16 protein-coding genes are annotated in these 21,469 nt (G+C 71.6%); 6 read left to right on the forward strand and 10 right to left on the reverse strand.

From position 1 onward, the window contains the following. Position 1: 1 nt before the first annotated feature. Together ACSC1Q_RS39100 and ACSC1Q_RS39105 are read right to left on the reverse strand one after the other, a co-directional pair. Positions 2 to 967 carry a carbohydrate ABC transporter permease gene (locus ACSC1Q_RS39100; protein ID WP_436763787.1) on the reverse strand — a complete coding sequence of 322 codons (966 nt, stop codon included), beginning with the start codon at positions 965 to 967 and terminating at the stop codon, positions 2 to 4. A 267-nt stretch (positions 968 to 1,234) separates the two neighbouring features. After that, positions 1,235 to 2,533, reverse strand: a complete 1,299-nt coding sequence (locus ACSC1Q_RS39105) for an ABC transporter substrate-binding protein (RefSeq protein WP_436763788.1) — start codon at positions 2,531 to 2,533, stop codon at positions 1,235 to 1,237. An 819-nt stretch (positions 2,534 to 3,352) separates the two neighbouring features. Here ACSC1Q_RS39105 and ACSC1Q_RS39110 point away from each other — a divergent pair. From ACSC1Q_RS39110 to ACSC1Q_RS39120, 3 genes are all read left to right on the forward strand, one after another. Next, positions 3,353 to 4,381, forward strand: a complete 1,029-nt coding sequence (locus ACSC1Q_RS39110) for a LacI family DNA-binding transcriptional regulator (protein ID WP_436763789.1) — start codon at positions 3,353 to 3,355, stop codon at positions 4,379 to 4,381. Positions 4,382 to 4,961: 580 nt separating this feature from the next. Then, positions 4,962 to 7,637 (forward strand): glycoside hydrolase family 2 protein, encoded by a 2,676-nt coding sequence (locus ACSC1Q_RS39115; RefSeq protein ID WP_436763790.1) that lies wholly within the window; start codon positions 4,962 to 4,964, stop codon positions 7,635 to 7,637. Positions 7,638 to 7,880: 243 nt separating this feature from the next. After that, positions 7,881 to 9,350 carry a glycosyl hydrolase gene (locus ACSC1Q_RS39120; protein ID WP_436763791.1) on the forward strand — a complete coding sequence of 490 codons (1,470 nt, stop codon included), beginning with the start codon at positions 7,881 to 7,883 and terminating at the stop codon, positions 9,348 to 9,350. Positions 9,351 to 9,994: 644 nt separating this feature from the next. On the opposite strand, the gene ACSC1Q_RS39125 is transcribed toward ACSC1Q_RS39120, so the two are convergent. From ACSC1Q_RS39125 to ACSC1Q_RS39135, 3 genes are all read right to left on the reverse strand, one after another. After that, a complete protein-coding gene (locus ACSC1Q_RS39125) occupies positions 9,995 to 11,002 on the reverse strand; it encodes a class I SAM-dependent methyltransferase (protein ID WP_436763792.1) in 1,008 nt (335 codons plus the stop codon). Beyond that, positions 10,999 to 11,439 carry a VOC family protein gene (locus ACSC1Q_RS39130; protein WP_329080250.1) on the reverse strand — a complete coding sequence of 147 codons (441 nt, stop codon included), beginning with the start codon at positions 11,437 to 11,439 and terminating at the stop codon, positions 10,999 to 11,001. Before ACSC1Q_RS39130 ends, ACSC1Q_RS39125 begins: the two co-directional genes overlap by 4 nt. A gap of 116 nt (positions 11,440 to 11,555) precedes the next feature. After that, the gene (locus tag ACSC1Q_RS39135) at positions 11,556 to 12,320 is read right to left on the reverse strand and encodes an SDR family NAD(P)-dependent oxidoreductase (RefSeq protein ID WP_436763793.1); all 765 of its coding nucleotides are present in this window, start codon (positions 12,318 to 12,320) and stop codon (positions 11,556 to 11,558) included. Between the two features lie 115 nt (positions 12,321 to 12,435). On the opposite strand from ACSC1Q_RS39135, the gene ACSC1Q_RS39140 reads away from it, so the two are divergent. The 3 genes from ACSC1Q_RS39140 to ACSC1Q_RS39150 all read left to right on the forward strand — a co-directional run bounded on the left by ACSC1Q_RS39140 (position 12,436) and on the right by ACSC1Q_RS39150 (position 17,322). Next, on the forward strand, positions 12,436 to 15,372 hold the full coding sequence (locus ACSC1Q_RS39140) for a condensation domain-containing protein (protein WP_436763794.1): 2,937 nt from the start codon (positions 12,436 to 12,438) through the stop codon (positions 15,370 to 15,372). After that, a complete protein-coding gene (locus tag ACSC1Q_RS39145) occupies positions 15,369 to 16,580 on the forward strand; it encodes an acyltransferase family protein (RefSeq protein ID WP_436763795.1) in 1,212 nt (403 codons plus the stop codon). The genes ACSC1Q_RS39140 and ACSC1Q_RS39145 overlap by 4 nt, the downstream gene beginning before the upstream one ends. A 196-nt stretch (positions 16,581 to 16,776) precedes the next feature. Beyond that, on the forward strand, positions 16,777 to 17,322 hold the full coding sequence (locus ACSC1Q_RS39150; protein WP_436763796.1) for a hemerythrin domain-containing protein: 546 nt from the start codon (positions 16,777 to 16,779) through the stop codon (positions 17,320 to 17,322). 52 nt (positions 17,323 to 17,374) lie between these two features. Here the strand turns inward: ACSC1Q_RS39150 and ACSC1Q_RS39155 are convergent, their stop codons facing one another. The 5 genes from ACSC1Q_RS39155 to ACSC1Q_RS39175 all read right to left on the reverse strand — a co-directional run bounded on the left by ACSC1Q_RS39155 (position 17,375) and on the right by ACSC1Q_RS39175 (position 21,416). Continuing rightward, positions 17,375 to 17,752, reverse strand: a complete 378-nt coding sequence (locus ACSC1Q_RS39155; RefSeq protein WP_436763797.1) for a hypothetical protein — start codon at positions 17,750 to 17,752, stop codon at positions 17,375 to 17,377. A gap of 136 nt (positions 17,753 to 17,888) precedes the next feature. Beyond that, complete coding sequence (locus tag ACSC1Q_RS39160) at positions 17,889 to 18,629, reverse strand: ABC transporter permease (protein ID WP_436763798.1); 741 nt, start codon at positions 18,627 to 18,629, stop codon at positions 17,889 to 17,891. Continuing rightward, positions 18,626 to 19,510 (reverse strand): ABC transporter ATP-binding protein, encoded by an 885-nt coding sequence (locus ACSC1Q_RS39165; protein WP_436763834.1) that lies wholly within the window; start codon positions 19,508 to 19,510, stop codon positions 18,626 to 18,628. Before ACSC1Q_RS39165 ends, ACSC1Q_RS39160 begins: the two co-directional genes overlap by 4 nt. Positions 19,511 to 19,596: 86 nt before the next feature. Further along, entirely contained in the window at positions 19,597 to 20,250 is a 654-nt protein-coding gene (locus ACSC1Q_RS39170; protein ID WP_436763799.1) for a response regulator, read from the reverse strand. Then, a complete protein-coding gene (locus tag ACSC1Q_RS39175; RefSeq protein ID WP_436763800.1) occupies positions 20,247 to 21,416 on the reverse strand; it encodes a sensor histidine kinase in 1,170 nt (389 codons plus the stop codon). Before ACSC1Q_RS39175 ends, ACSC1Q_RS39170 begins: the two co-directional genes overlap by 4 nt. Between the last annotated feature and the right edge of the window lie 53 nt (positions 21,417 to 21,469).

Below are 21,469 nucleotides of genomic sequence, written 5' to 3' on the forward strand. Positions count from 1 at the left end.
CTCACGACTGTTCCACCCTCTCGTCGGGAACCAGCAGGCGCTGGAGCCAGGTCACCAGCAGGACGATCGCCAGGAGCACGACCGCGGCCGCTGACGCGAGGCCGACCTTGTTGAAGTTGAAGGCGAGCTTGATCGTCTGGATGACGAACGTCTCGCTGTTGTTGGAACCCCCGGTCATGATGAATGGGATCTCGAAGACCGACAGGGCGCCGGATATCGCCAGGATGGCGCTCAGGCTGATGATGGGCTTGATGCTGGGCGCGATGACGAACCTGAACTGCTGCCACCGGCTCGCGCCGTCGAGCGAGGCCGCCTCGTACAGCTGCGGGGGGATCGACTGGATGGCGCCGATGAACAGCACCAGGTTCAGGCCCATGAAGCGCCACACGGAGACACCGGCCAGCGAGGTGTTGACCAGGTCGGGATCGCCGAGCCACAGGCCCGGTTCGACCCCGAACGCGCCCAGCACGGTGTCCAGGGTGCCGCCCGGCTGGAAGAAGTAGAGAAAGACGAAGCCGATGGCCACGCCGTTGACGAGGTAGGGGAAGAAGAGGATCCCCTTGAAAAGGTTCCGCAGCCGTATGTCGAAGCTCAGGATGGTGGCGAAGTACAGCGCCACGACCATCTGGACCGCCGAGCCCGCCAGATAGAACAGGCTGACGGTGAGGACCTGGAAGAACCGGGGCCTGGTGAACAGGTCGACGTAGTTGTCGGCCCCCACGAAGTTCCTGACCGGGCTGAGGCCGTCCCAGTCGGTGAGGCTGTAGACGAACATGTCCACGACGGGGACGTACGTGAACAGCACCAGCAGCGCCAGGGGAGCCAGCAGGTACGGCCAGGGGGTGTACCACCGGCGCGTACCGGCCGCGCGCGGCCTCCGGGCGGACGGCCGGCGCCGGTGCCGAGGGGGCGCGACCTGCGGTTCCTGGTGCGGGACCCCGGGTCCCGCGACACGGAATGCGGACATCTGTTCCTTCTCTCGGGGAGGCTCCGCGTGTCGAGCCGGTGCCGCCTCTCGTCGTTCGGCGGGGCGTGCGCGGGGGAGTCGCCGCCTCTCCTCGCGCGGGCGGGGGGCGTACGGAGAGGCGGCGTGCGCGGGCGAGGGGCGTCCGCCCGGGCGTCGGGCGCGTCAGCCCGGATGACGGCTGCCTGGATGACGACCGCTTGGGTGACGGTCACCCGGATGGCGGCCGTCTGGGGGACGGCCGCCCCCGCGCCCGGCGCGCGGCCGGTGTCAGCCGACCGTCGCCTGGGCCTCGGACCACCTCTTGTTGAGGTCGGCGAAGACGCCGCCGAGGTCACCCTCGGCCGCCCCGCGGGCGACGTCGACGATGCGCTGGCGGTACTCCTGGGCGTTCAGGCCGACCTCCGAGGCCTTGTCGATGTCGTTGACCAGGGCGTTCTTCGCGAAGCCCATGTGGACGAGCTTCACCTTGGCCTCCTGGAAGGGCTGGAGGCTCTCCGGCAGCGGCGCGCCCTTGACCGAGGAGATCGACAGAGCCTTCTGGGCGTCCCCGGACGAGTTGACGAACCACTCGATCCAGGCGCGGGCCGCTTCCTTGACCTGGCTGTTGATGTTGACCGCGTACTGGTAGTCGGGCCGGACCACGCTGCAGAAGGTGCCGTCGACCTGGGTGGGGAACGGCATGAAGCCGATGTCGTCGGGGTCGCCGCCGGCCTTCTCGGCGGCCTCCTTCATCTGCACCACGGCCCAGGAGCCGAGCCACATCGTCGCCACCTTGCCGGTGCCGATCAGGTTCTTGGAGTTCTCCCAGTTGGTGGTGTTCGGGTCCTCCTCGGAGAGCTTGTTGCCGACGATGTCGTGCAGCAGCGTGTCGACGACGTTCAGGTCCTGGCCGGGAGCCCAGGGCTCCTTGGTCTCGGCGAGCCTGTCGTTGGCGCCCGGGTCACAGCTCGGCGAACCGAGGGCGTTGCCCCAGTTGGTCAGCGGCCACCCGTCGTGGTAGTTGGTGTAGTACGGCGTCGCGTCCGTCTTCTCCTTGATCGCCTTCAACGCGTCGAGGAACTCCTGGGGCGTCTTCGGCCAGCCGGTGACGCCGGCCCGCTCCCACACGGCCTTGTTGTAGACGAATCCGTTGGCGGCGCCGATGTTGGCGATGCCGTAGACCTGGCCGCCGACCGTGGCCCGGTCGGTGAAGTCGTACTTCCCGGACAGCTCAGAGGCCGGTCCGAGGGGGGAGAAGAACGACGGGTACTGGTTGAGCGGCACCGAGTTGGGGATCAGCAGGACGTCCCCGTAGTTCTTGCTGTTCATGCGGATCTTCACGTCGCCCTCGTAGTCGGTGAGTCCCTGGAACTTCACCGTCACGTTGGGGTAGACCTTGTTGAACTCCGCGGCGTACTTCTCCGTCGTGCCGTCCTGCACCTGGTCGGTACGGTTCGTCAGCACCGTGATCGTGCCGGTCACCTTGGCCGGGTCGTTCGGGACGGCCGCCACGCCCGCCTTCTCGCCGCCGCCTCCCCCGCCGCAGGCGGTGAGGCCGACCGCCAGGGCGAACCCGGCCGCTGCCACGCGTGTTCCTCGCACGTCGTACCACTTCCTCGTTGTGAGCTGCGGCGCCGCGCTGCGTCGGCGCAGCGACGGGTACCTCGTCGTGGCCTGGCGGCTGATGGCTGCTTAACCTAGACGCAACATTTCGCGATGTCCATAGAACGGTCTAGTGTTACTTATGCGTGACCAGACGGGGTGTCGGAGTGGTCCGTACTAAAATTTGACTCAACGTGCGGCGGCTGGCTCGTCGACAACAGGTGACATACGCCCTGTTCATTAGTCATTTACGAACAATGTTCGTTTAGTCGGGCGAGTGCCGTGGTGAGTGGACGAACATCTCCGGCCAGGTCGAATCCGGCTTCGACGGGACGAGGACCGGCGACCTCCCGCTGACCGGCCGGCCCGCCCGGCGCCTCGGCAGCGCGTCCGGGCCGGTCGGCGGCGGTTCGGCGGTGACTCGGTGGCAGCTCGGCAGTGGTTCGACGGTGGTTCGACGGTGGTCCGGTCGCGGTCCGGTGTGGTGTCCGCAGCCTCCGGCCGTGCCTGACTCTTTTATCAATCGTTGTAGTACGGTGTGTGGATATCCGGGGAGGTGGGGGCGCCCTGCTCACGCCGCCGGGGGGTGAAGGCGCTCACGCCGGCGTCGAGCGGATTCGGCCCGTCCGAATCGCCCGTGACCACGCCGACCCGGGCCTCGTACGCCCTCCGGTGCCCGCCGTGAGCGAGCCGTCCGTCCGGGCGGGGGCCGCCCGTGACGCGACGGCCGGACCGGACGCGCTGCCCGCGGCTAGGGTCGGACAGGTGGACCGTTACAGGAGGGGGATGTGCCAGGTGAGGCAGATGGACGCGACAGACAAGGGGCGTAAGGCGACGATCAAGGACGTCGCGGCACGGGCGGGTGTGTCCCCCTCGGCCGTGTCGATCGCGCTGCACGACAAGCCCGGGGTGTCCGCCTCGACCAAGGAGCGCATCCTCCAGGCCGCCAGCGAGCTCGGCTGGCGGCCGAACCAGGCGGCGGCCTCGCTGTCCGGGCACAACGTGCACACCGTGGGCCTGGTGATCGCCCGCCCGGCCCGGATGCTGGGGCTGGAACCGTTCTACATGGAGTTCATCTCCGGTATCGAGAGCGTCCTGGTCCGCCGTTCGTGCTCGCTCCTGCTGCGGCTGATCGAGGCCGACGAGGAGATCCAGGTGCACCGGGAGTGGTGGCAGGGCGGGCGCGTCAACGGCAGCATCCTGGTCGACCTGCGGGTGGACGACCCGCGTGTCCCCGCCCTGGCCGAGATCGGCCTGCCGGCCGTCGTGGTGGGACACCCGAGCCTCGCGGGCCCGTTCGCGTCCGTGTGGACCGACGACGCCGCCGCGGTCGTGGAGGCGGTGCGCTATCTCGCCGCCCTGGGGCACCGCCGCATCGACCGGGTCAGCGGCCCGGCCGAGCTCGGGCACAGCGTCATCCGCACCGACGCCTTCACCGCGGTGACGCGGGAGATGGGCCTGGAGTCCCGCACCGCCGTGGCGGACTTCTCCGCCGACCAGGGCAGCCGCGCGTGCCGCAACCTCCTGCTCGCCCCCGACCGGCCCACCGCGATCATCTTCGACAACGACATCATGGCCGTGGCGGCGCTCGGTGTCGCCGGGGAGTTCGGGCTGTCGGTGCCCGAGGACCTCTCGTTGCTGGCCTGGGACGACTCCCAGCTGTGCCAGCTCACCCGGCCGACCCTCTCGGCCATGCAGCACGACGTGTTCTCCTTCGGGGCCGAGGTCACGCACGCCCTCTTCGGCGTCATCAACGGGGAGGAGCACGTCTCCCACCCCGCCCAGTCCCCGAGCCTGATCCCGAGGGCGTCGACCGCTCCGCCGCGCCGCTGACGGCGGGACCCGGATGTGCGGGTCCGATCGGGGATCCAGGGGATCCGGGGGAGCCGGGAATCCGGGGAGCTGGGGAGCTGGGGGATTCGGGGGAGCCGGGGGGATACGCCGGGCCGCTCCCGTGTCCGCCGTGTCCGCGTCCGCCGTGTCCGCGTCCGCCGTGTCCGCGCGGGCGCGGGTGGAAAATTTCAGCTCAACGGCTAAACGCACTAGTGGAAAGGGTGAACGCGAGCCCCAGGTGTGCGTGCCGGGAAGCGGCGGGCCGCTGAGTGCGGGGGCGACGGTGGCGTGAGCCGGGCGTCATGACCGTGCCCTTCCCGCCCGGCCTCCTCTGTGGTTGACGCGATATGCCTGCTGAGCAGGCTTTTTGCCATCTTGCCGCCCGGTGGTGCCATGCCGTCCCGGGTGTGGGCGGCCGTGCGGAGGGAGCCGGTGATCCGGGAAGCCCGTCCGAGCGGACTTACTAAAACGGTCTAGACAGGAGTCGGGTGAATGGTTACGTTGATCCGAGAATCGTCGCGGTTGGCCGAACACCGCTTTGTTTGTCCTGTTATGTCCTCCATCAAGCAAGGAGCACCGGTTGAAGCAGAGCACGCCCCTCACCTCGGGGTGGACCCTCCGTCTGGCCGAGGGGGCGGCTCCCGAAGACCACGGCCGCCTCCGGCGCGAGGCGGTGCCCACCGAGATGCCCACCGAGATGCCCACCGAGATGCCCACCGAGGCGTCGGCCGAGGTGCCGGCCAGGATGTCCGCCGAGGCGCCGATCGAGGTGCCCGCCGAGGTGCCGGGCTGCGTTCACGTGGACCTGCTGGCCGCGGGGCTGATCGACGACCCGTACCTGGACCGCAACGAGCTCGACGTCGCCTGGGTCGGCCGGGCCGACTGGCGTTACGAGACCGCGCTGCCCGCCGCGCCCGGGGGTTTCGAGCGCACCGACCTGGTCTTCGAAGGGCTGGACACGGTCGCGACCGTCACGCTGGACGGCACCGAGCTGGGCACCACCCGGAACATGCACCGCTCGTACCGGTTCGACGTGACCGGCCGCGGCGACAACGGTGACATCGGCGCTCACGGCGGCCGGGTCCTGTCGGTTCTGTTCACCTCGGCCTACACCGAGGCGGAGAAGGTGCGCGAGCTCGTGGGCGCCCGGCCCAGCGCCTATCCCGAGCCCTTCAACTACATCCGCAAGATGGCGAGCAGTTTCGGCTGGGACTGGGGCCCGACCCTGGTCACCGCCGGGATCTGGCGGCCGGTCCGGCTGGAGAGCTGGAGCACCGCGCGGCTGGCGGGCGTACGGCCGCTGGTGACGGTCACGGACACGGACGCGGACACGGACGCGACCGGCAGGGTCGAGGCCCATGTCGACCTGGAACGGACCGCCACCGGCGCGACCAGGGAACTTGTCGTCACCGTCGAGGTGGCGGGCCGTACGGCGCGGGCGGAGATCGAGCCCGGCCAGGTCCACGCGGTCGTCGTGCTGGAGGTGCCGGAGCCGGAGCGGTGGTGGCCGCGCGGGTACGGGGACCAGCGGCTGTACGCCTGCCGCGTCACCCTGGCCGACGCGGGAACGGGCGCGGAACTCGACCGCTGGGAGCGGCGGATCGGGTTCCGTACGGTCGCCCTCGAATACGCCCCCGACGAGCACGGCACCTCCTTCACACTCGTCGTCAACGGTGAGCCGGTGTTCGCCCGGGGCGTCAACTGGATCCCCGACGACGCCCTTCCCGCACGCGTCACCCCCGAGCGCTACCGGCACCGCCTCACCCAGGCCAGGGACGCGGGAGTCAACCTGGTCAGGGTGTGGGGTGGCGGGATCTACGAGGAACACGCCTTCTACGACGCCTGCGACGAGCTGGGCCTGCTGGTCTGGCAGGACTTCCTGTTCGCCTGCGCCGCCTACCCCGAGGAACGGCCGCTGCGCGGCGAGGTCGAGGCCGAGGCCCGCGAGAACGTCGCCCGCCTCGCCCCGCACCCCAGCCTCGTGCTGTGGAACGGCAACAACGAGAACCTGTGGGGTTTCCGCGACTGGCGGTGGGAGGCGGAGCTGGCCGGTGACAGCTGGGGCGAGGGCTACTACCTCGGCCTGCTGCCCCGGGTGGTCGCCGAGCTCGACCCCACCCGCCCCTACAGCGCGGGCAGCCCCTGGTCGGGCTCGTGGGACCACCACCCCAACGACCCGGCGCACGGGCCGTCCCACTTCTGGGAGGTGTGGAACCGCCGCGACTACACCGACTACCTGAACGACGTGCCCCGCTTCGCCGCCGAGTTCGGCTGGCAGGCGCCACCGGCGTACACCACCCTGCGCGACGCCATCACCGACGAGCCGCTCGGCCCTCGCTCACCCGGGATGCTCCACCACCAGAAGGCCGAGGACGGCAACGGCAAGCTCGACCAGGGCCTGGCCCACCACTTCGGCGCTCCGGCGACCTTCGACGACTGGCACTACCTCACCCAGGTGAACCAGGCCCGCGCCATCGCCACCGGGGTCGCCCACTGGCGGTCGTACTGGCCGATCTGCGCCGGGACGGTCGTGTGGCAGCTCAACGACTGCTGGCCGGTCACCTCGTGGGCCGCGATCGACGGCGCCGGTCGTCCCAAACCGCTCTACCACGAGCTGCGCAGGCTGTACGCCGACCGGCTGGTGAGCTTCCAGGTCCGGGACGGGGAACGGGTGCTGGTCGTCGACAACCAGTCCGCCGGACAGTGGGACGGGTTCGCGGGCGCGCGAAGGGTGTCGGCCGACGGGATCGTCCTGGCGGAGGAGACCCTGCCGTTCACCGTGCCACCGCGATCGGTGGCGCTGCTGCCGCTCTCGGCCGAGGTGGTCACGTTCGAGGACGGGCACCGGGAGCTGCTCGTCGCCGACGTCGAGGGGCTGCGGGACGTCGTCCTGGGCTGCGAGGACCGCGACTTCGCCTACCCGGCGGCCGATCTGGAGATCGACGTCGAGCCGCGCGCCGGTGGATTCGACCTGGTGATCACCGCGCGCGCGTTCGTCCGCGACCTGCTCCTCCAGGCGGACCGGGTCGCCCCGGGGGCGGGCGCCGACCGGGGCCTGGTCACCCTGCTCCCGGGGGAGAGGTGCGTCGTCGGTGTGACCGGTGTCGACGCCTCCGAGGTGGACCTCGCGTCGGTACGGTCGGCGTTGTTCACGGTCAACGCCGCGCAGGCGCCCGCGCTGGAGGCCCCACGGGAGGTCCCGCTGGAGGCACCGCGAGAGGTCGCGCGGGCCGTGGAGGAGGCCGCCCGGCCGTGACGACACGGCCCGGCCGGGCCGGGCCGGGCCGGGCCCGGTGACCGTTCCCCACGATGACCGGGCCCCATGACCCTCGCTTCTCCACCGCCCTCGCCCTTGTTCTCCACGGCCCCGCTCTCCACGGTCACCGGACGGTGCGAGAGGCGGGCGCCCAGGAGCCGGTGGGCGGTCACCACCCCACGACGGCCCCGACGGGCCGTCCCTCAGTCCTCGGGGGACACGTCAGAGAAGAGGAGAAAAGAAGTGCGTCTCACCTCACCGCGGCATCTCGACGGCCCGCCCGGCCGTCCGCACGCCGCCGCTCACCGCACCGCGAGCAGGACACGTCACCGTCTCCAGGCCGGGATCGTCGCCTTCCTGATGACGCTGGGCCTGGGAGTCGTGGGATCCCCGCAGGCCCAGGCGTTTCCCGCGTCGTCCAGGCAGGCCGTCATCGACTACCTGACCTCCATCACCGGCAGGAACGTCGTCTCCGGGCAGCACAACAAGGAACCGGCGAGCAGCCCCGGCCAGTACACCCAGCAGGTCAAGGACGTCACGGGCCAGTACCCGGGCCTGTGGGGCGGGGACCTGATGTTCCGTCCCGAGGACGTCGCCAACCGCCAGCGCGTGATCGACCAGGCCAAGACCGAATGGGCCAACGGCTCCCTCGTCGCCCTCAGCTGGCACGTCTGCACGCCGACCGGCGGCAGCACCTGCCAGTTCGACGGCGGCGTGAAGACGCAGATCTCCGCCGACCAGTTCAACCAGATCGTCACCAACGGCAGCGCGCTGAACAACGCCTGGAAGCGCCGCCTGGACGAGGTCGTGCCGTACCTCCAGCAGCTGAAGGACGCGGGCGTCCCGGCCCTGTTCCGCCCGCTGCACGAGATGAACGAGTCCTGGAACTGGTGGGGCAACCGTCCCGGCCCCAACGGCGGTGCCCGCCTCTACCAGATCACCCGCGACTACCTGGTCGGCAAGGGGCTCACCAACCTGGTCTGGGTGTGGAACGTCCAGGACAACCCCGCCGGCAACTGGGCCGCCTACTATCCCGGCTCCCAGTACGTCGACGTCGTCTCCCTGGACGTCTGGTACAAGAACCACCCCAGCCAGGGCGACTACCAGCAGATCCAGAACATCGCAGGCTCCAAGCCGATCGCGCTGGCGGAGATGGGGAAGGTCCCCAACGCCGCCCTGCTCGACGGCCAGACACGCTGGAGCTACTTCATGCTCTGGTCGGAGCAGCTGCGCGGCAACAACAGCAACACCGAGATCCAGAACGCCTACTACCACCCGCGCGTCCTGAACCAGGGCGAGTTCACCGTCTCCGGCGGCGGCACCCCGGCGCGGACGGGCCCGATCAGGGGTGTGGGCGGTAAGTGCGTGGACGCCGCGGCGGCGAGTTCGGCCAACGGCACCGCGGTCCAGCTGTGGGACTGCAACGGCGGTACCGCCCAGAGCTGGACGGTCGGCACCGACGGGACGGTCCGCGTCCTGGGCAAGTGCATGGACGCCACCGGCTCCGGCACCGCCAACGGCACGAGGATCCAGCTGTGGGACTGCAACGGCTCCACCGCCCAGCAGTGGCAGGCCACCTCCGCCTCCCAGCTGCGCAACCCCGTGTCCGGCCGCTGCCTCGACGCGCCCGGCGGTGCCGCCACCAACGGCAACCGGCTGCAGATCTGGGACTGCAACGCGAACGCCTGGCAGAGGTGGACCCTCCCCGCCTGACGTCAGGGTACGAGCCCGCGTCCACGTCCGGGTGTGAACCCCGGCCCACGAGCGGGTACGAGCCCGGATCCACGTCCGGGTAGAAGTCCTGGCCCACATCGGCGGCCCGGCCGGTGCCCTCCCTGAGGCGGCGCCGGCCGGGCCGCGCCATCCGCGCCATCCGCGCCATCCGCGCCATCCTTACCCGCCGGGACACCGGTCATCGGTGGCGCCTGAGAACAGCCGGTGCCCGAGAAGCGTGCAAGGAGAGGCTGCCCGCCTTCGTCGAGTACGCCGGGACCCGGCCCGGCGGGCGCGACGCCGTGCTGGCCGTGACCATCGGCAGCCGGGAGGAGACCACGGCGCTGGCCGAGTTCCTCGACCGGTGGCGGCGCGGTGCTGGTGCCGGTGCTCGCCGTGGTGGCCGCGGCCGTCCCGCTGCGCGGGCACCTCGTCGTGCTGTCGGTCAGCGGGCTGAGCATGGCGCCGGCGCCGCGCCCCGGAGACCGGGTGCTGGTCCGCCGGACGCCGGGGGAGGGGAACGCCCGCCCCGCCCGTCCGGCGGGCGTTCCCCCTTCTTCCGCGTTTCCGGGAGCGGCCCGGTCACCCGCCGGTCCCGCCGCCGGGCGCGGGAGTCCGGGCCGCCCGGCGGCACGCCGAGGTCGTCACCGGGGACCGGTCCCGCCGGGCGCCTGGTTCCGCAGGAGCACGTTGCCCGAGATCCTGGACTCACACAGCCTCTCCGCGTCCGGGGCGCCGGCCACGACGGTGAAGCCGGTCGGCGCCAGCCGCAGCTCCATCACCGCGGCCCGCTCGGCGACGGGCAGCCCGGCGTAGCGCGCGAGCAGCTCGTCGTCGTCGAACAGGTCGGCGTCCGACAGGAACACCGGGGAGACGGGGTGGCGGCGGCCCAGGTCGAGGATCTTGCCGCCGCCGTCCCAGTTGACGCCGTTCAGCGCGACCCAGCCGATCCCGTCGAGACCTTCGAACAGGCGGGCCGCGTCGCCGAAGCGATGGGTGCGCATGACCGGGTGCAGATAGGCGTCGGCGTCCAGCACGTCCTGGTCGCGCGGGTCGGCGCCGGGCGCGGTGCCCGTGCCGTAGCGGCCCGCGGACCGGCCGAAACCCAGCCGGTGAACGACCGAAAGGCCCTCCTCGCCGGTGTCGCCGCCCGACAGCAGCCGTACCAGCTCGCGGTCGATCAGCCGCTGGTGCTCGCCGAAGCTGTGGAACAGCCACAGGTACATCAGCCCGCCGGGCGACAGCCGCTCGGCGAGCCAGGCGAGGCCCGCGCGGGGGTCGTCGAGGCAGTGCAGCACCCCGGTCATCACGATCAGGTCGTAGGGGCCCTCGAAGCCGTCCCCGCCGATGGCGCCGCGTACCAGCTCCACGTTGTCCAGCCCGTTGCGCCCGCGCAGCTCCTCGGCCACGTCGAGCGACGACCGCGACAGGTCCATGCCGGTGAAGTGCGCCTGGGGGTACTGAGAGGCGAGCCCGAGCAGCTGGTGCCCGGTGCCGCACCCGGCGTCCAGCACCCGCTTGCCCGCGAGGGTCTTGTCCCTGGCGACCATGCCGATGCCGAGCGCCAGGTCCAGGATCAGGTCGTCGCCGACGGTGAGCGACGGGCACGGGTAGCGCTCGTACAGCTCCCTGACCTGCTCGACGGCGCTCATGGGGTGTCGATCTCCTCGTACGGGATCTCCTCGACCCGGCGGGCGAAGACCCAGTGGTGTCCTTCCAGGTCCTCGCTGGTGTAGTTGCGGTCGCCGTAGAAGCGCGTGTCCGGCTTGTCGCGGATCACGGCTCCCGCGGCCTTCGCCCGCTCGTAGTGCTCGTCCACGTCGTCCACGAACACGTACAGGCTCTGGCGCGGCTCGCCCTCGCCCTGCGGCTCGTGCCTGCGGCCGTCGCCCGTCCCGGCGAGCTGCACGACACCCTCGCCGAACGACAGCTCGGCGTGGACGACCGACCCGTCGTCGTCGTTCAGCACCTTGCGCTTTTCGAATCCGTACGCCTCGATGAGCCATTCGATGGCTTTCTCGACGTCGGAGTAGAAGATGACCGGGGTGATTCTCGGCATTCCGTCGGGTGGGGTGAGCAATTTCTTCATCTCCCTCGATCGGTGACCATGGAAACGTAAGGGGACGCTACCCCGCATCCCGCCGGCGAGACGTGCAGGCGTTCGCGGGTTCGGTGTTCTGCTCGGAGATTCCGGTCCCAAACGTCTCAGGTGTTGGGCAGGCGCAGGCCGCCGTCCAGGCGGACGACCGCCGCGTTGAGATAGCCCAGCTCGCACACGGCGCGGACCGCCCGCGCGAACTCCTCGGGCGTTCCCGGCCGGGGCGGGAAGACGATCTGCCGTTCCAGCGGGTGCCGGAACTCCGGCGGGATCGCCGCGAGCAGCGGGGTGTCGAACAGGCCGGGTGACAGCGCGCACACCCGCACGCCGACCGAGGCCAGGTCGCGGGCGGCCGGCAGGGTGAGCGCCGCGACCGCGCCCTTGGAGGCGGCGTAGGCGACCTGACCGGCCTGGCCGTCCTCGGCGGCGGCCGAGGAGGTGTTGACGACCACGCCGCGCTCGCCGTCCTGCAGCGGCTCGGTCGCGGCCATCGCGGCGGCGGCCAGGCGCATCACGTTGAAGGTGCCGACCACGTTGACCGCGAGCGCCCGCTCGAAGGTCTCCACGTCGTGCGGCCTGCCGTCGAGGCCGACCGTGCGGGCGGCGGGCGCGATCCCCGCGCAGCTCACCGCCACGCGCAGCGGCCCCGCGACCCCGGCGGCCAGCTCCACGGCGCGCTCGACCGACCCCGCGTCGGTCACGTCGGTCTCCACGAACGTGCCGCCCACCTCGTCGGCCACCGGGCCTCCCGTACCGGCGTCCAGGTCGGCCACGACCACGTGCGCGCCGGCCTTGGCGAGCTCGCGCGCGGTGGCGGCGCCCAGCCCCCCGCCGGCCCCCGAGACCAGCGCCGTCACACCCTGCAGCTCCATATCCGTTTCGCCGCCTTTTCGCAATAGAGGGTAAATGCTCTCGCTTATCAAGACATATCCTGACGCAAAATTCTGCATTCACGCTGCACCCCACAGACGTGAGGACACCATTCACATGACGATTGCCAACAGCGCGGACAATGTGCACGACCTGATCGCCCGCCGCCGGCGCGAGCGAGATCGCATCCCGCGACATCCCGTGCCGGCTTCGGGGGTGCCGGTCTCCTCAACCCAGGAGCGCATCTGGTTCGGCGAGATGTTCAATCCGGGTTTCGGGTTCTACCACGTGCCCGCCACCCTGCGGCTGCGCGGTCCCCTCGACGCGGGCGCCCTCGACCGGGCGCTGTGCGAGGTGATCAGACGCCACGAGATCCTGCGCTCCACCGTCGAGGAGGTCGACGGCATGCCCGTGCAGCGCGTCGGCGACGCGCCCGCGAGCGTGCTGCGCTCCGTGGACCTGGGCTCCGAGGACCTGGGCTCCGAGGACCTGGGCTCCGAGGACCTGGGCTCCGAGGACTCGGCCGGAGAGGCCGATCCCGAGGTCGAGGCGGAGGCCGCGCGGATGGCCGCCGACGACATCCTGGCCCCGTTCGACCTGCGTCACGGGCCGCTCTGGCGGGCCCTGCTGCTCCGGCTGGGACCCGACGACCACGTGCTCGTGCTCACCTTCCACCACATCGTCTTCGACGACCCGTCCTTCGGGATCGTCGGGCGCGAGATCGAGACCCTCTACGGCGCGGCCGGTGACGGGCCCGCGAACCTGCCCGACCTGGACCTGCAGTACACCGACTTCTCCGTCTGGCAGCGCGAGCGGCTGCGCACCGAGGACGTGCGCTCGCGCCTGGTCGACTACTGGCGGCGGACCCTGGACGGCGTTCCCCGCCTGCTCGACCTGCCCTCCGACCGGCCCAGGCCGCCGCACCGGCGCCGCGCGGGCCGCTTCCACCGCTCCCGGCTGTCCGGCGACGTCGTCGCCGCCGTCCGCGCGGTGGCGCGCGACGAGGGCACCACCCCGTTCACCGTGCTGCTGGCCGCCTACGGCGTGCTGCTGTCGCGCTACGCGGGCCAGGCCGACATCGTCACCGCCGTACCCGCCGCCGGGCGCATCCGGCCCGAGCTCGAAGCGCTCGTCGGGTGCTTCATCAACATCATCTGCCTCCGCCTCGACCTGCGCGGCGAGCCCACCTTCCGCGAGCTGCTGCGCCGGGTGCGCCACGCCTCCGTGGAGGGACACGACCACGAGGAGATGCCCTTCGAGGAGCTGGTGCGCGAGCTGCACCCGCAGCGTCCGCGGAGCCACACGCCGCTGTTCCAGGCCGGGCTCGGGGTGCGGGACAACGACGGGGTCTTCCTGAACCTGCCGGGCGTGCGGGCCTCGGAGTTCGTCCCCGACGTCGAGGTCTCGCACTTCGACCTGATGGTGGACTTCAGCGTCGACGGCGACGGCATGGCGGGCCTGTGGGGCTACAACGACGACCTGTTCGACCCCGAAACCGTCGAGGTACTCGCCGGGCAGTTCGCGCTCCTGGTCGCCGGGGCCTGCGCCGACCCGGACCGGCCGGTCGGCGACCTCTCCCTCCCCCCGGCCCCCCGGGCTCCCGAGCCGGAGATCGGCGACGCGGAGAGAGCGGCCGCCGTCCTGGCCGAGCGGGTGCGGCTCACCCCCGGCTCGCCCGCCGTCACCGCTCACGGGTCCTCCACGGACGCTTCTTTCACGGACGCGTCCTCCGAGGGCACGTCTTCCGGGGGTGCCTCCTCCGCCGTCACGCTGACGTACGCCGAGCTCGACGCACGCGCCGAGACCCTCGTGCCCGCCGTGCGCAGGGGAGCCGAACCCCCGGCCGCCGACAGCCCCGACCCCGCCGTCTGGCGGTACGCCCGCCTCAAGGCGGACGTCCTCGACGGCGGTACGGCGAGCGCGGCCACCGTGCCGATCGCGGACCTGGCCTCGCGGGCCGGCCTGGGTGCCGCCGACACCGTGCTCACCTTCGCCCCGCCCGCGTCCGGCGCGTTCGCCGACGCCATGCTGCTGGCACTCCTGCACGGCGCGCACCTGGTGACCGCGCCCCCCGAGGCCGCCCGCGACGCCGGGCGGCTGAGGGAACTGGTCGCGGACGCCACCGTCGTGCACGCCCCGTCCGCCGCGTGGCGGCTGCTGCTCCGGGACGGACTGCCCGCCGACCGGCCGTTCACCGCGCTCTGCGACGCGGCCACCACCCCGCCCGGCCTCGCGCGGGAACTGGCCGCGGCCGTCCCCACCTGGACCCTGTACGGGGAGCGCTGGGCCGCGGCCTGCCGGGTCGACCCGCTCGCCGAACCCCGCAGGGGTGTCCTCCTCGGCGAACCGCTGGCCGGTACGCCGATCGAGGTCGCCGACCGGGCCGGGCGCCCCGCCGCCACCGGCGTGCCCGGCGAGATCCACGTCGGGGGCGCCGCCACCGGCGACCGCGGCCGTACCCTGCCCGACGGCTCGACGGAGCTGCTCGGCCGCTTCGACCGGATGTTCACCGTCGGCGGGTTCCAGGTGGACACCGACGAGCTGGCCCGCTCCCTGGCCGGCCGCCCCGGCGTGGCCGAGGCCGCCGTGGACGTGCGCCACGACCGGCTCGCCGCGTACGTGGCGGGGGAGGGGATCGACGCCAAGGAGCTCACCGCCCACCTGCCCGAGTACCAGGTGCCCGGCTCCGTCACCGTCCTCGACGCCCTGCCCAGGACCGCCGGGGGCCACATCGCCCACGAGGAACTGCCCAGCCCCGACGCCCCCGGCGACGAGGGCGGGCACGTGCCGGTCCAGGGCGGCACCGAGGAGGCCGTCGCCGGGATCTGGCGCGAGCTGCTCGGCGTGGAGGAGATCGGCGCCTCCGACGGCTTCCTCGACCTCGGCGGCCACTCGCTCACCCTGGCCAGGCTGAGCCTGCGCTACGAGGTGGCGTTCGGCGTCGAGGTGGAACTGCCCGACCTGCTGCGCCACGCGACCGTCCGCGAACAGGCGGCGCTCGTCGACGAACGCCGCGCGCAAGCCGGCCTCACGGGAGAGGAGGCGGCGTCGTGACCTCGTTGGCCGCCAGGCCGTCACCGGAAACGATCGAGGGACCGCCCAGGACACGGCTGGAGTCGCTGACCGGGCTGCGGTGGTTCGCCGCGTTCGGCGTGTTCTTCAGCCACGTCGCGATCCTGCTGCCCCTGCCCTACCTCAACGAGCTGTTCGTCCTCGGCACGGCCGGGGTGACGTTCTTCTTCGTCCTGTCCGGATACGTCCTCACCTGGACGTTCTTCGACAGGGACACCGCGCCGAAGTTCTACTGGCGCCGCTTCGCCAGGATCTGGCCGTCGCTGCTCATCACCACCGTCGCGGCGGTCGCGCTGCTCGTCGGCGGCCAGCTCTGGCCCACCGAGGGCGGCACGTCGCTGGTGTGGTGGACGGTCGCCACGCTGCTCATGGTGCAGGCGTGGTTCCCGTCGTCGTTCCAGGGCGACACCGTGCCGCACACCGTCTCCTGGTCGCTGTCGTGCGAGGCGTTCTTCTACGCGGTCTTCCCGTTCGTGGTGCGCCCGATCGTGCGGCGAACCCTGCGGCAGATGGTGCTGATCGCCGCGGCGCTCATCGCGATCAGCATCGGCACGCGCGTGTGGCTCTGGCTCGCCAACCCGCAGCTCACCGCGGAGAACTGGTTCACCTCCGACCTGTACTACTTCGCCACCCACTCGCCGATCTCCCGGGTCAGCGAGTTCGTGCTGGGCATCGTGATCGCCGCCGCGGTGCGCAGGGGCTGGCGCGGCCCGATCGGGCTGCGCACGGCGACCGCGATCACGGTCGGCTACTTCGCGCTGCTGTGGGCGTGGTCCTGGTCCGGCGTGTGGCAGACCGCGCTGGCCGAGACCGCCAACCGGGGCAGCATCGTGGTGTTCGCGCTGCTCATCGCGGCGGCGGCGACCAACGACCTGGCCGGAAGGCGCAGCCTGCTGAGCTCCCGCCCGCTGGTGGCGCTCGGCCAGTGGTCCTACGCCTTCTACCTGATCCACTTCCTGGTGCTCTTCCCCATCGCCAAGCACGCGTTCGGGCGGCAGTCGCTCTACGACTTCCCGCAGCCCACCTGGGCGCACCTGCCGTACGCGCTCATCGGCCTGGTCGTCAGCGTGCTGCTGTCGTGGGGGCTGTACCGGCTGTACGAGTATCCGATCGAGAGGAAGCTGCGGGCCCTGCTGCGCCGCGAGCCCAAGGCCGCCACCCCGGCACCGGGCGCGGAACCCTCCATGTGAGCGGAGGTCCACGGGGCCCGTCGCGTCGGCGCGGGCCCCGTGGACGGGGCCGGCGAAGGTATAGTCGATCCTCCCTTCGGCATGGGTTCCGGATCCGGGGCCGCGGACGGCGTGGCGCCGCGGATCCGCCGGAACCCGCCGCGTCCGCCTCCGGGGCTCCGCGACGCCGGGCGGGTCGACCTATCGGGGGAAGAGCATGAACGCACGTCCCGGGGCGGGCGACCGCCTCACCGCTTTCGGCACACAGCTGCTCGAAGTGCACATCTGGCTCCGCGAGATGCTGGAGGACCTCCAGGACGGCGTCGACGACTACTTCGACGGCAAGGGGCTTCCGTCCCGTGACCTGCGCGCCCACTGCCTCTCCTTCTGCACGGCGTTGACGCGCCACCACGTCGGCGAGGACAGGGGCGCGTTCCCGGCGATCGCCGAGGAGTTCCCCGAGCTGCGCAAGGTGCTCTCCGACCTGCGTACCGACCACAACCAGCTGGACTGGCTGCTGGGAAATCTACAGAAACTGCTCGAATCCCTCCCGGAGCAGCCGGACCCGGTCACGGCCTCCAAGGTGCGCCAGGAGGTGGAGGCGCTGTCGGCGGTCATGCGGACGCACTTCATCTACGAGGAGAAGAAGCTGATCTCCGTGCTCAACTCGATGGACGTGCCCGGGTGGCGCGAGAACCGGCCCGACTTCCTGCTGATCGACGACGACGAGGAGGAGGACGGGCCCGGGACCTCGCCCCGGTGAGGTGCCACGCCGGGGTGGCACGAGCCGGGAACACGCGTCCCCGTCCCCACCTTCAGGATCGTGGAACGTCACCGGAGTACCGGGACGTCCCTCCCGACGTGGCCGTCTCCTTCAGTACGGCCGGCTCCTCCAGTACGGCCGGCTCCTCCCGTACGACCGATTCCTCGCGTACTGCCGGCTCCTCCTGCGCGGCCGGTGCCTCCGGGCGGCCGGGCAGGAGCGGGACGGCGGCCAGGACGACCACGATCATGGCGACGGCGAACCGGAAGACGCCGTGGAAGCCGGTGAGCGGGTCGTCGGCGGTCCGCAGGATGAGCGTGACGACGGCGACGCCGATCGCGGAGTCGACGTTCCATGCCAGCCCGGAGGCGAGGGAACACCGTCTAAACCCGACGCTGTTTAGGGCCGGACGCCGTCTGGGCCCCGACACCGTCCAGGCCCGACACCGTCCAGGGCCGGACGCCATCTAGGGCCGGACGCCGTCTAAGCCCGGACGCGGTTCGGGGCCGGACACCCGTTGGGGGCCGGCCCCCGAGTCAGGGCCGGCCCCCGAGACGCCGGGCGGTCTACGCGTCGCGGCGCCGCATCAGCACGGCGCCCGCGAGCAGGGCGACGGCCACCCAGGCGAGGTAGACCGCCAGCCCGCTCCACGGGCCCAGGGAGCCGCCGTCCCGGCCGGACACGACCAGCTGGCCGGCGTTCGTGGTGAAGTACTCGGCCACGGTCCTGCCCCAGCCGCCCGGGAGCTGGTTCGCCATCGCGGGCAGTACCAGGATCAGCGCGACGGCCGACACGATCGCGCCCGGCGTGTGCCTGATCAGCGTGCCCAGTCCCAGCCCGAACAGCCCGCACGCGGTCAGGTAGAGACCGGACCCGAGCGAGGAGCGCACCACCTCGCCCATCTCGATCGACTGCGGCTGGGAGATCGCCACGCCGACGCCGACCGCTCCGGCCGACGCGACAGTGCAGACGACCAGCGAGATCGCGACGAACACCACGATCTTGCCGGTCAGCAGCCTCATGCGCCGGGGCACGGCCAAGAGTGAGGTACGGATGCCGCCGGTCCGGTACTCGCTGGAGATCACCAGGACACCCAGGGTGGCCATGGACATCGAGGCGAGCATCGCGCCGCTCAGGCTCGTCATGATCGCCTGCCCGCCCAGGATCGGCCCGTCGGCCGTGTTCTTGACCGCGACGCTGAGGAGGGCGGAGAGGCCCAGCAGCAGCGCGGCGGTGACGACCAGGGTCCACACCGTCGAGCGGACCGAGCGGATCTTGGTCCATTCGGACCTGAAAATGTCGATCATGACGTGAACTCCAGACTGTCCTTGGTGAGCTCCATGTAGGCCGATTCCAGCGAGGGCCGCACGAACGTCAGCTCCTCCAGCGGGATGGCGGCCCGCGCGGTGATCGTGCCGATCTCCAGCGGGCTCATCGCGGTCACCCGCAGGTGGTCCGGGTGCGGCTCGCCCACCCTGATCAGCTCGGCCACCTCGGCCAGCCGGGGCGAGCGCACCCGCACGTACCCCTGCGAGCTGCGCCCGATGAACTCCCGCACGCTCGTGTCGGCGATGAGCCTGCCCCTGCCGATCACGATCAGGTGGTCGGCGGTCTGGGCCATCTCGCTCATGAGGTGACTGGAGACGAACACCGTGCGCCCCTCGGCGGCCAGCTCGCGCATGAGCGTGCGGATCCACAGGATGCCGTCGGGGTCGAGGCCGTTGACGGGCTCGTCGAAGACGAGGATCTCCGGGTCGCCGAGCAGCGCCGTGGCGATGCCGAGCCGCTGCGACATGCCCAGCGAGAAGCCGCCGACCCGCCGCCCGGCCACCTCCCGCAGGCCCGTCGCCTCCAGCACCTCGTCCACCCGGGTCGCGGGGATGCCGTTGCTCTGGGCGATGGCCAGCAGGTGGTTGCGCGCGCTGCGCCCGCCGTGCACGGCCTTGGCGTCCAGCAGCGCGCCGACCTTGCGCAGCGGGTGCCGCAGTTCGTGGTACGGCCGCCCGTCCACGAGCGCCGAGCCGCCGGACGGCCGGTCGAGCCCGAGGATCATGCGCATGGTCGTGGACTTGCCGGCCCCGTTCGGGCCCAGGAATCCGGTCACCTGACCGGGCTTGACGTCGAACGACAGGTCCGCCACCGCGGTGGTGCCGCCGTAACGCTTGCTCAGGTTCGTTGCGCGAATCACGGTCATGATCCCAGCGTGCCGTCGCGGGCGGCCGGTTTCTTCATGCCCGGGAACGGTTCTCGGCGGCGGGCTCTGGGATCCCGGTCCTACTCTCCAGGTTGGATCAGTGCCGCCTCGTACGCGACGATCACGGCCTGCGCCCGATCCCTGGCGCCGATCTTGGCGAACAGGCTCGTCACGTGGTTCTTGACGGTCGAGGGGGAGACGGACAGGTCGGCGGCGATCTCCGGGTTCGAGCGGCCTCTGGCGATCAGCACGAGGATCTCCCGCTCCCTGTTGGTCAGCCCGGCCAGCTCGGCGGGCACCGCCCTCGGGCGCGGGGCACGGACGAACGTGCCGATGAGCCTGGTCAGCAGGCGCGGCGCGACGGCCGACTCGCCGCAGTGCACCACGCGTACGCCCTCGATCAGCTCCTCGGCGGAGATGTCCTTGGGCAGGAATCCGTCGGCGCCCGCCCTCAGCGCCGCGACCACGTTCTCGTCCAGGTCGAACGTGCTCAGCGCGAGCACCCGTACCCCCGGCAGCTCCGAGGTGATGAGCTCGGTGGCGCGCACGCCGTCCAGGCCGGGCATATGCAGGTCCATGAGCACCACGTCCGGCCGGAGTCTCCTGCTCAGCTCCACCGCCTCCGCGCCGTCGGCGGCCTCGCCGACCACGCTCAGGTCGGGCTGGGCGTCCAGCATCAGCCTGAAGCCCATGCGCACCAGCTCGTGGTCGTCCGCCAGCAGAACTCTGATCACGATCTCTCCAGGGGGATGCGGGCGTGCACCCGGAAACCGCCTTCCGGGCGCGGGCCCGTGGACAGCCGGCCGCCGCACAACGCCACCCGCTCGGCCATGCCGCCGAGCCCGAACCCCGGCGCGCCGGGCTCCCTCGCCAGGCCGCCGGACTCTCTCGCCAGGCCGTCGTCGACCACCTCGACCTCCACCGCGGCCGGCTCGTACGCCAGCCGAACGTCGGCCCTGGCGCTGACGGCGTGCTTGCGCGTGTTGGTCAGCGCCTCCTGGACGATCCGGTAGACGGCGTGGTCCACGGCGGCGGGCAGCTCGACGGGCTCGCCGGTCACCGTCAGGCCGGCGGGCAGCCCCGCCGCCCTGGCCTCGTCGATCAGCACGGGCAGCCGCTCCGCGTTCACCCCCGTCGCGGCGTCCGGTCCCTCGTTGCCGTCGGCCCTGAGTACGTCGAGCAGGTGGCGCATCTCCGACATCGCCTGGCGGGCCGTCCGCTCGGCGCTCTCCAGAGCGTTCCTGGCGACGTCCTGCCCCGGTGGGAGTGTGGCCCGCGCGCCGCCGACCAGGGCGTTGATCACGGTGATGTGGTGGGCGACCACGTCGTGCAGCTCCCTGGCGATACGCCGTCGCTCGGCGCGCACGGCGGCGCCGGCGGCCTCCTGCCTGCCGCGCTCGTTGAGCTCGCTCCTGAGCCGGACGAACTGGCCGGTGCCCACGGGCACGAGGACGGCGAACAGGGACGCCAGCCAGTTGTCCGCCGTGGCGCGGGACAGCTCCGTACCGATCGAGTAGACGACGAAGACCGTCACCGAGGTGATCAGTGTCGGGCGGCCGGTGGTGTAGCGGCCCAGGCTGTAGAACGCGACGTACGAGGGCAGGTTGTAGAGGGACAGCGACTGCACGACGATGCCCGCGACGCCCAGCGCGGCCACCAGCGAAGCGGTCAGGATCGGCCGGCCACGCCTCATGAGCAGGCACAGGGAGGCCGCCACATGGAGCCCGGCGGCCAGCGTCATCCGTGTCTCGTCCTGGACGGTCACGGAGGCCGTGCTCAGGAGCACGATGACCGCGCCCAGGAGCACCGGGGCGGAGAGCACGATCACCAGCGTCGTGTCGAAGACCCGGGGGCGTCTGAGGAAACGCACGATCTTCATGAGGGTTCGTGCCACGCGCACGCTGAAACCCTAAGTCACGTTCCCTCGCCACGTGGCGGGGTTTCGCGCGGCGC

The organism is Streptosporangium heterodermiicola (assembly GCF_051390675.1).
In the GTDB taxonomy this organism is placed as follows: Bacteria; Actinomycetota; Actinomycetes; order Streptosporangiales; family Streptosporangiaceae; genus Streptosporangium.

Bases quoted from the DNA above. Each gene is read 5' to 3' on its own strand.
- ACSC1Q_RS39100 (WP_436763787.1), bottom strand. From the start codon at position 967: ATGTCCGCATTCCGTGTCGCGGGACCCGGGGTCCCGCACCAGGAACCG.
- ACSC1Q_RS39110 (WP_436763789.1), top strand. From the start codon at position 3,353: ATGGACGCGACAGACAAGGGGCGTAAGGCGACGATCAAGGACGTCGCG.
- ACSC1Q_RS39125 (WP_436763792.1), bottom strand. From the start codon at position 11,002: ATGAGCGCCGTCGAGCAGGTCAGGGAGCTGTACGAGCGCTACCCGTGC.
- ACSC1Q_RS39130 (WP_329080250.1), bottom strand. From the start codon at position 11,439: ATGAAGAAATTGCTCACCCCACCCGACGGAATGCCGAGAATCACCCCG.
- ACSC1Q_RS39135 (WP_436763793.1), bottom strand. From the start codon at position 12,320: ATGGAGCTGCAGGGTGTGACGGCGCTGGTCTCGGGGGCCGGCGGGGGG.
- ACSC1Q_RS39140 (WP_436763794.1), top strand. From the start codon at position 12,436: ATGACGATTGCCAACAGCGCGGACAATGTGCACGACCTGATCGCCCGC.
- ACSC1Q_RS39150 (WP_436763796.1), top strand. From the start codon at position 16,777: ATGAACGCACGTCCCGGGGCGGGCGACCGCCTCACCGCTTTCGGCACA.
- ACSC1Q_RS39160 (WP_436763798.1), bottom strand. From the start codon at position 18,629: ATGATCGACATTTTCAGGTCCGAATGGACCAAGATCCGCTCGGTCCGC.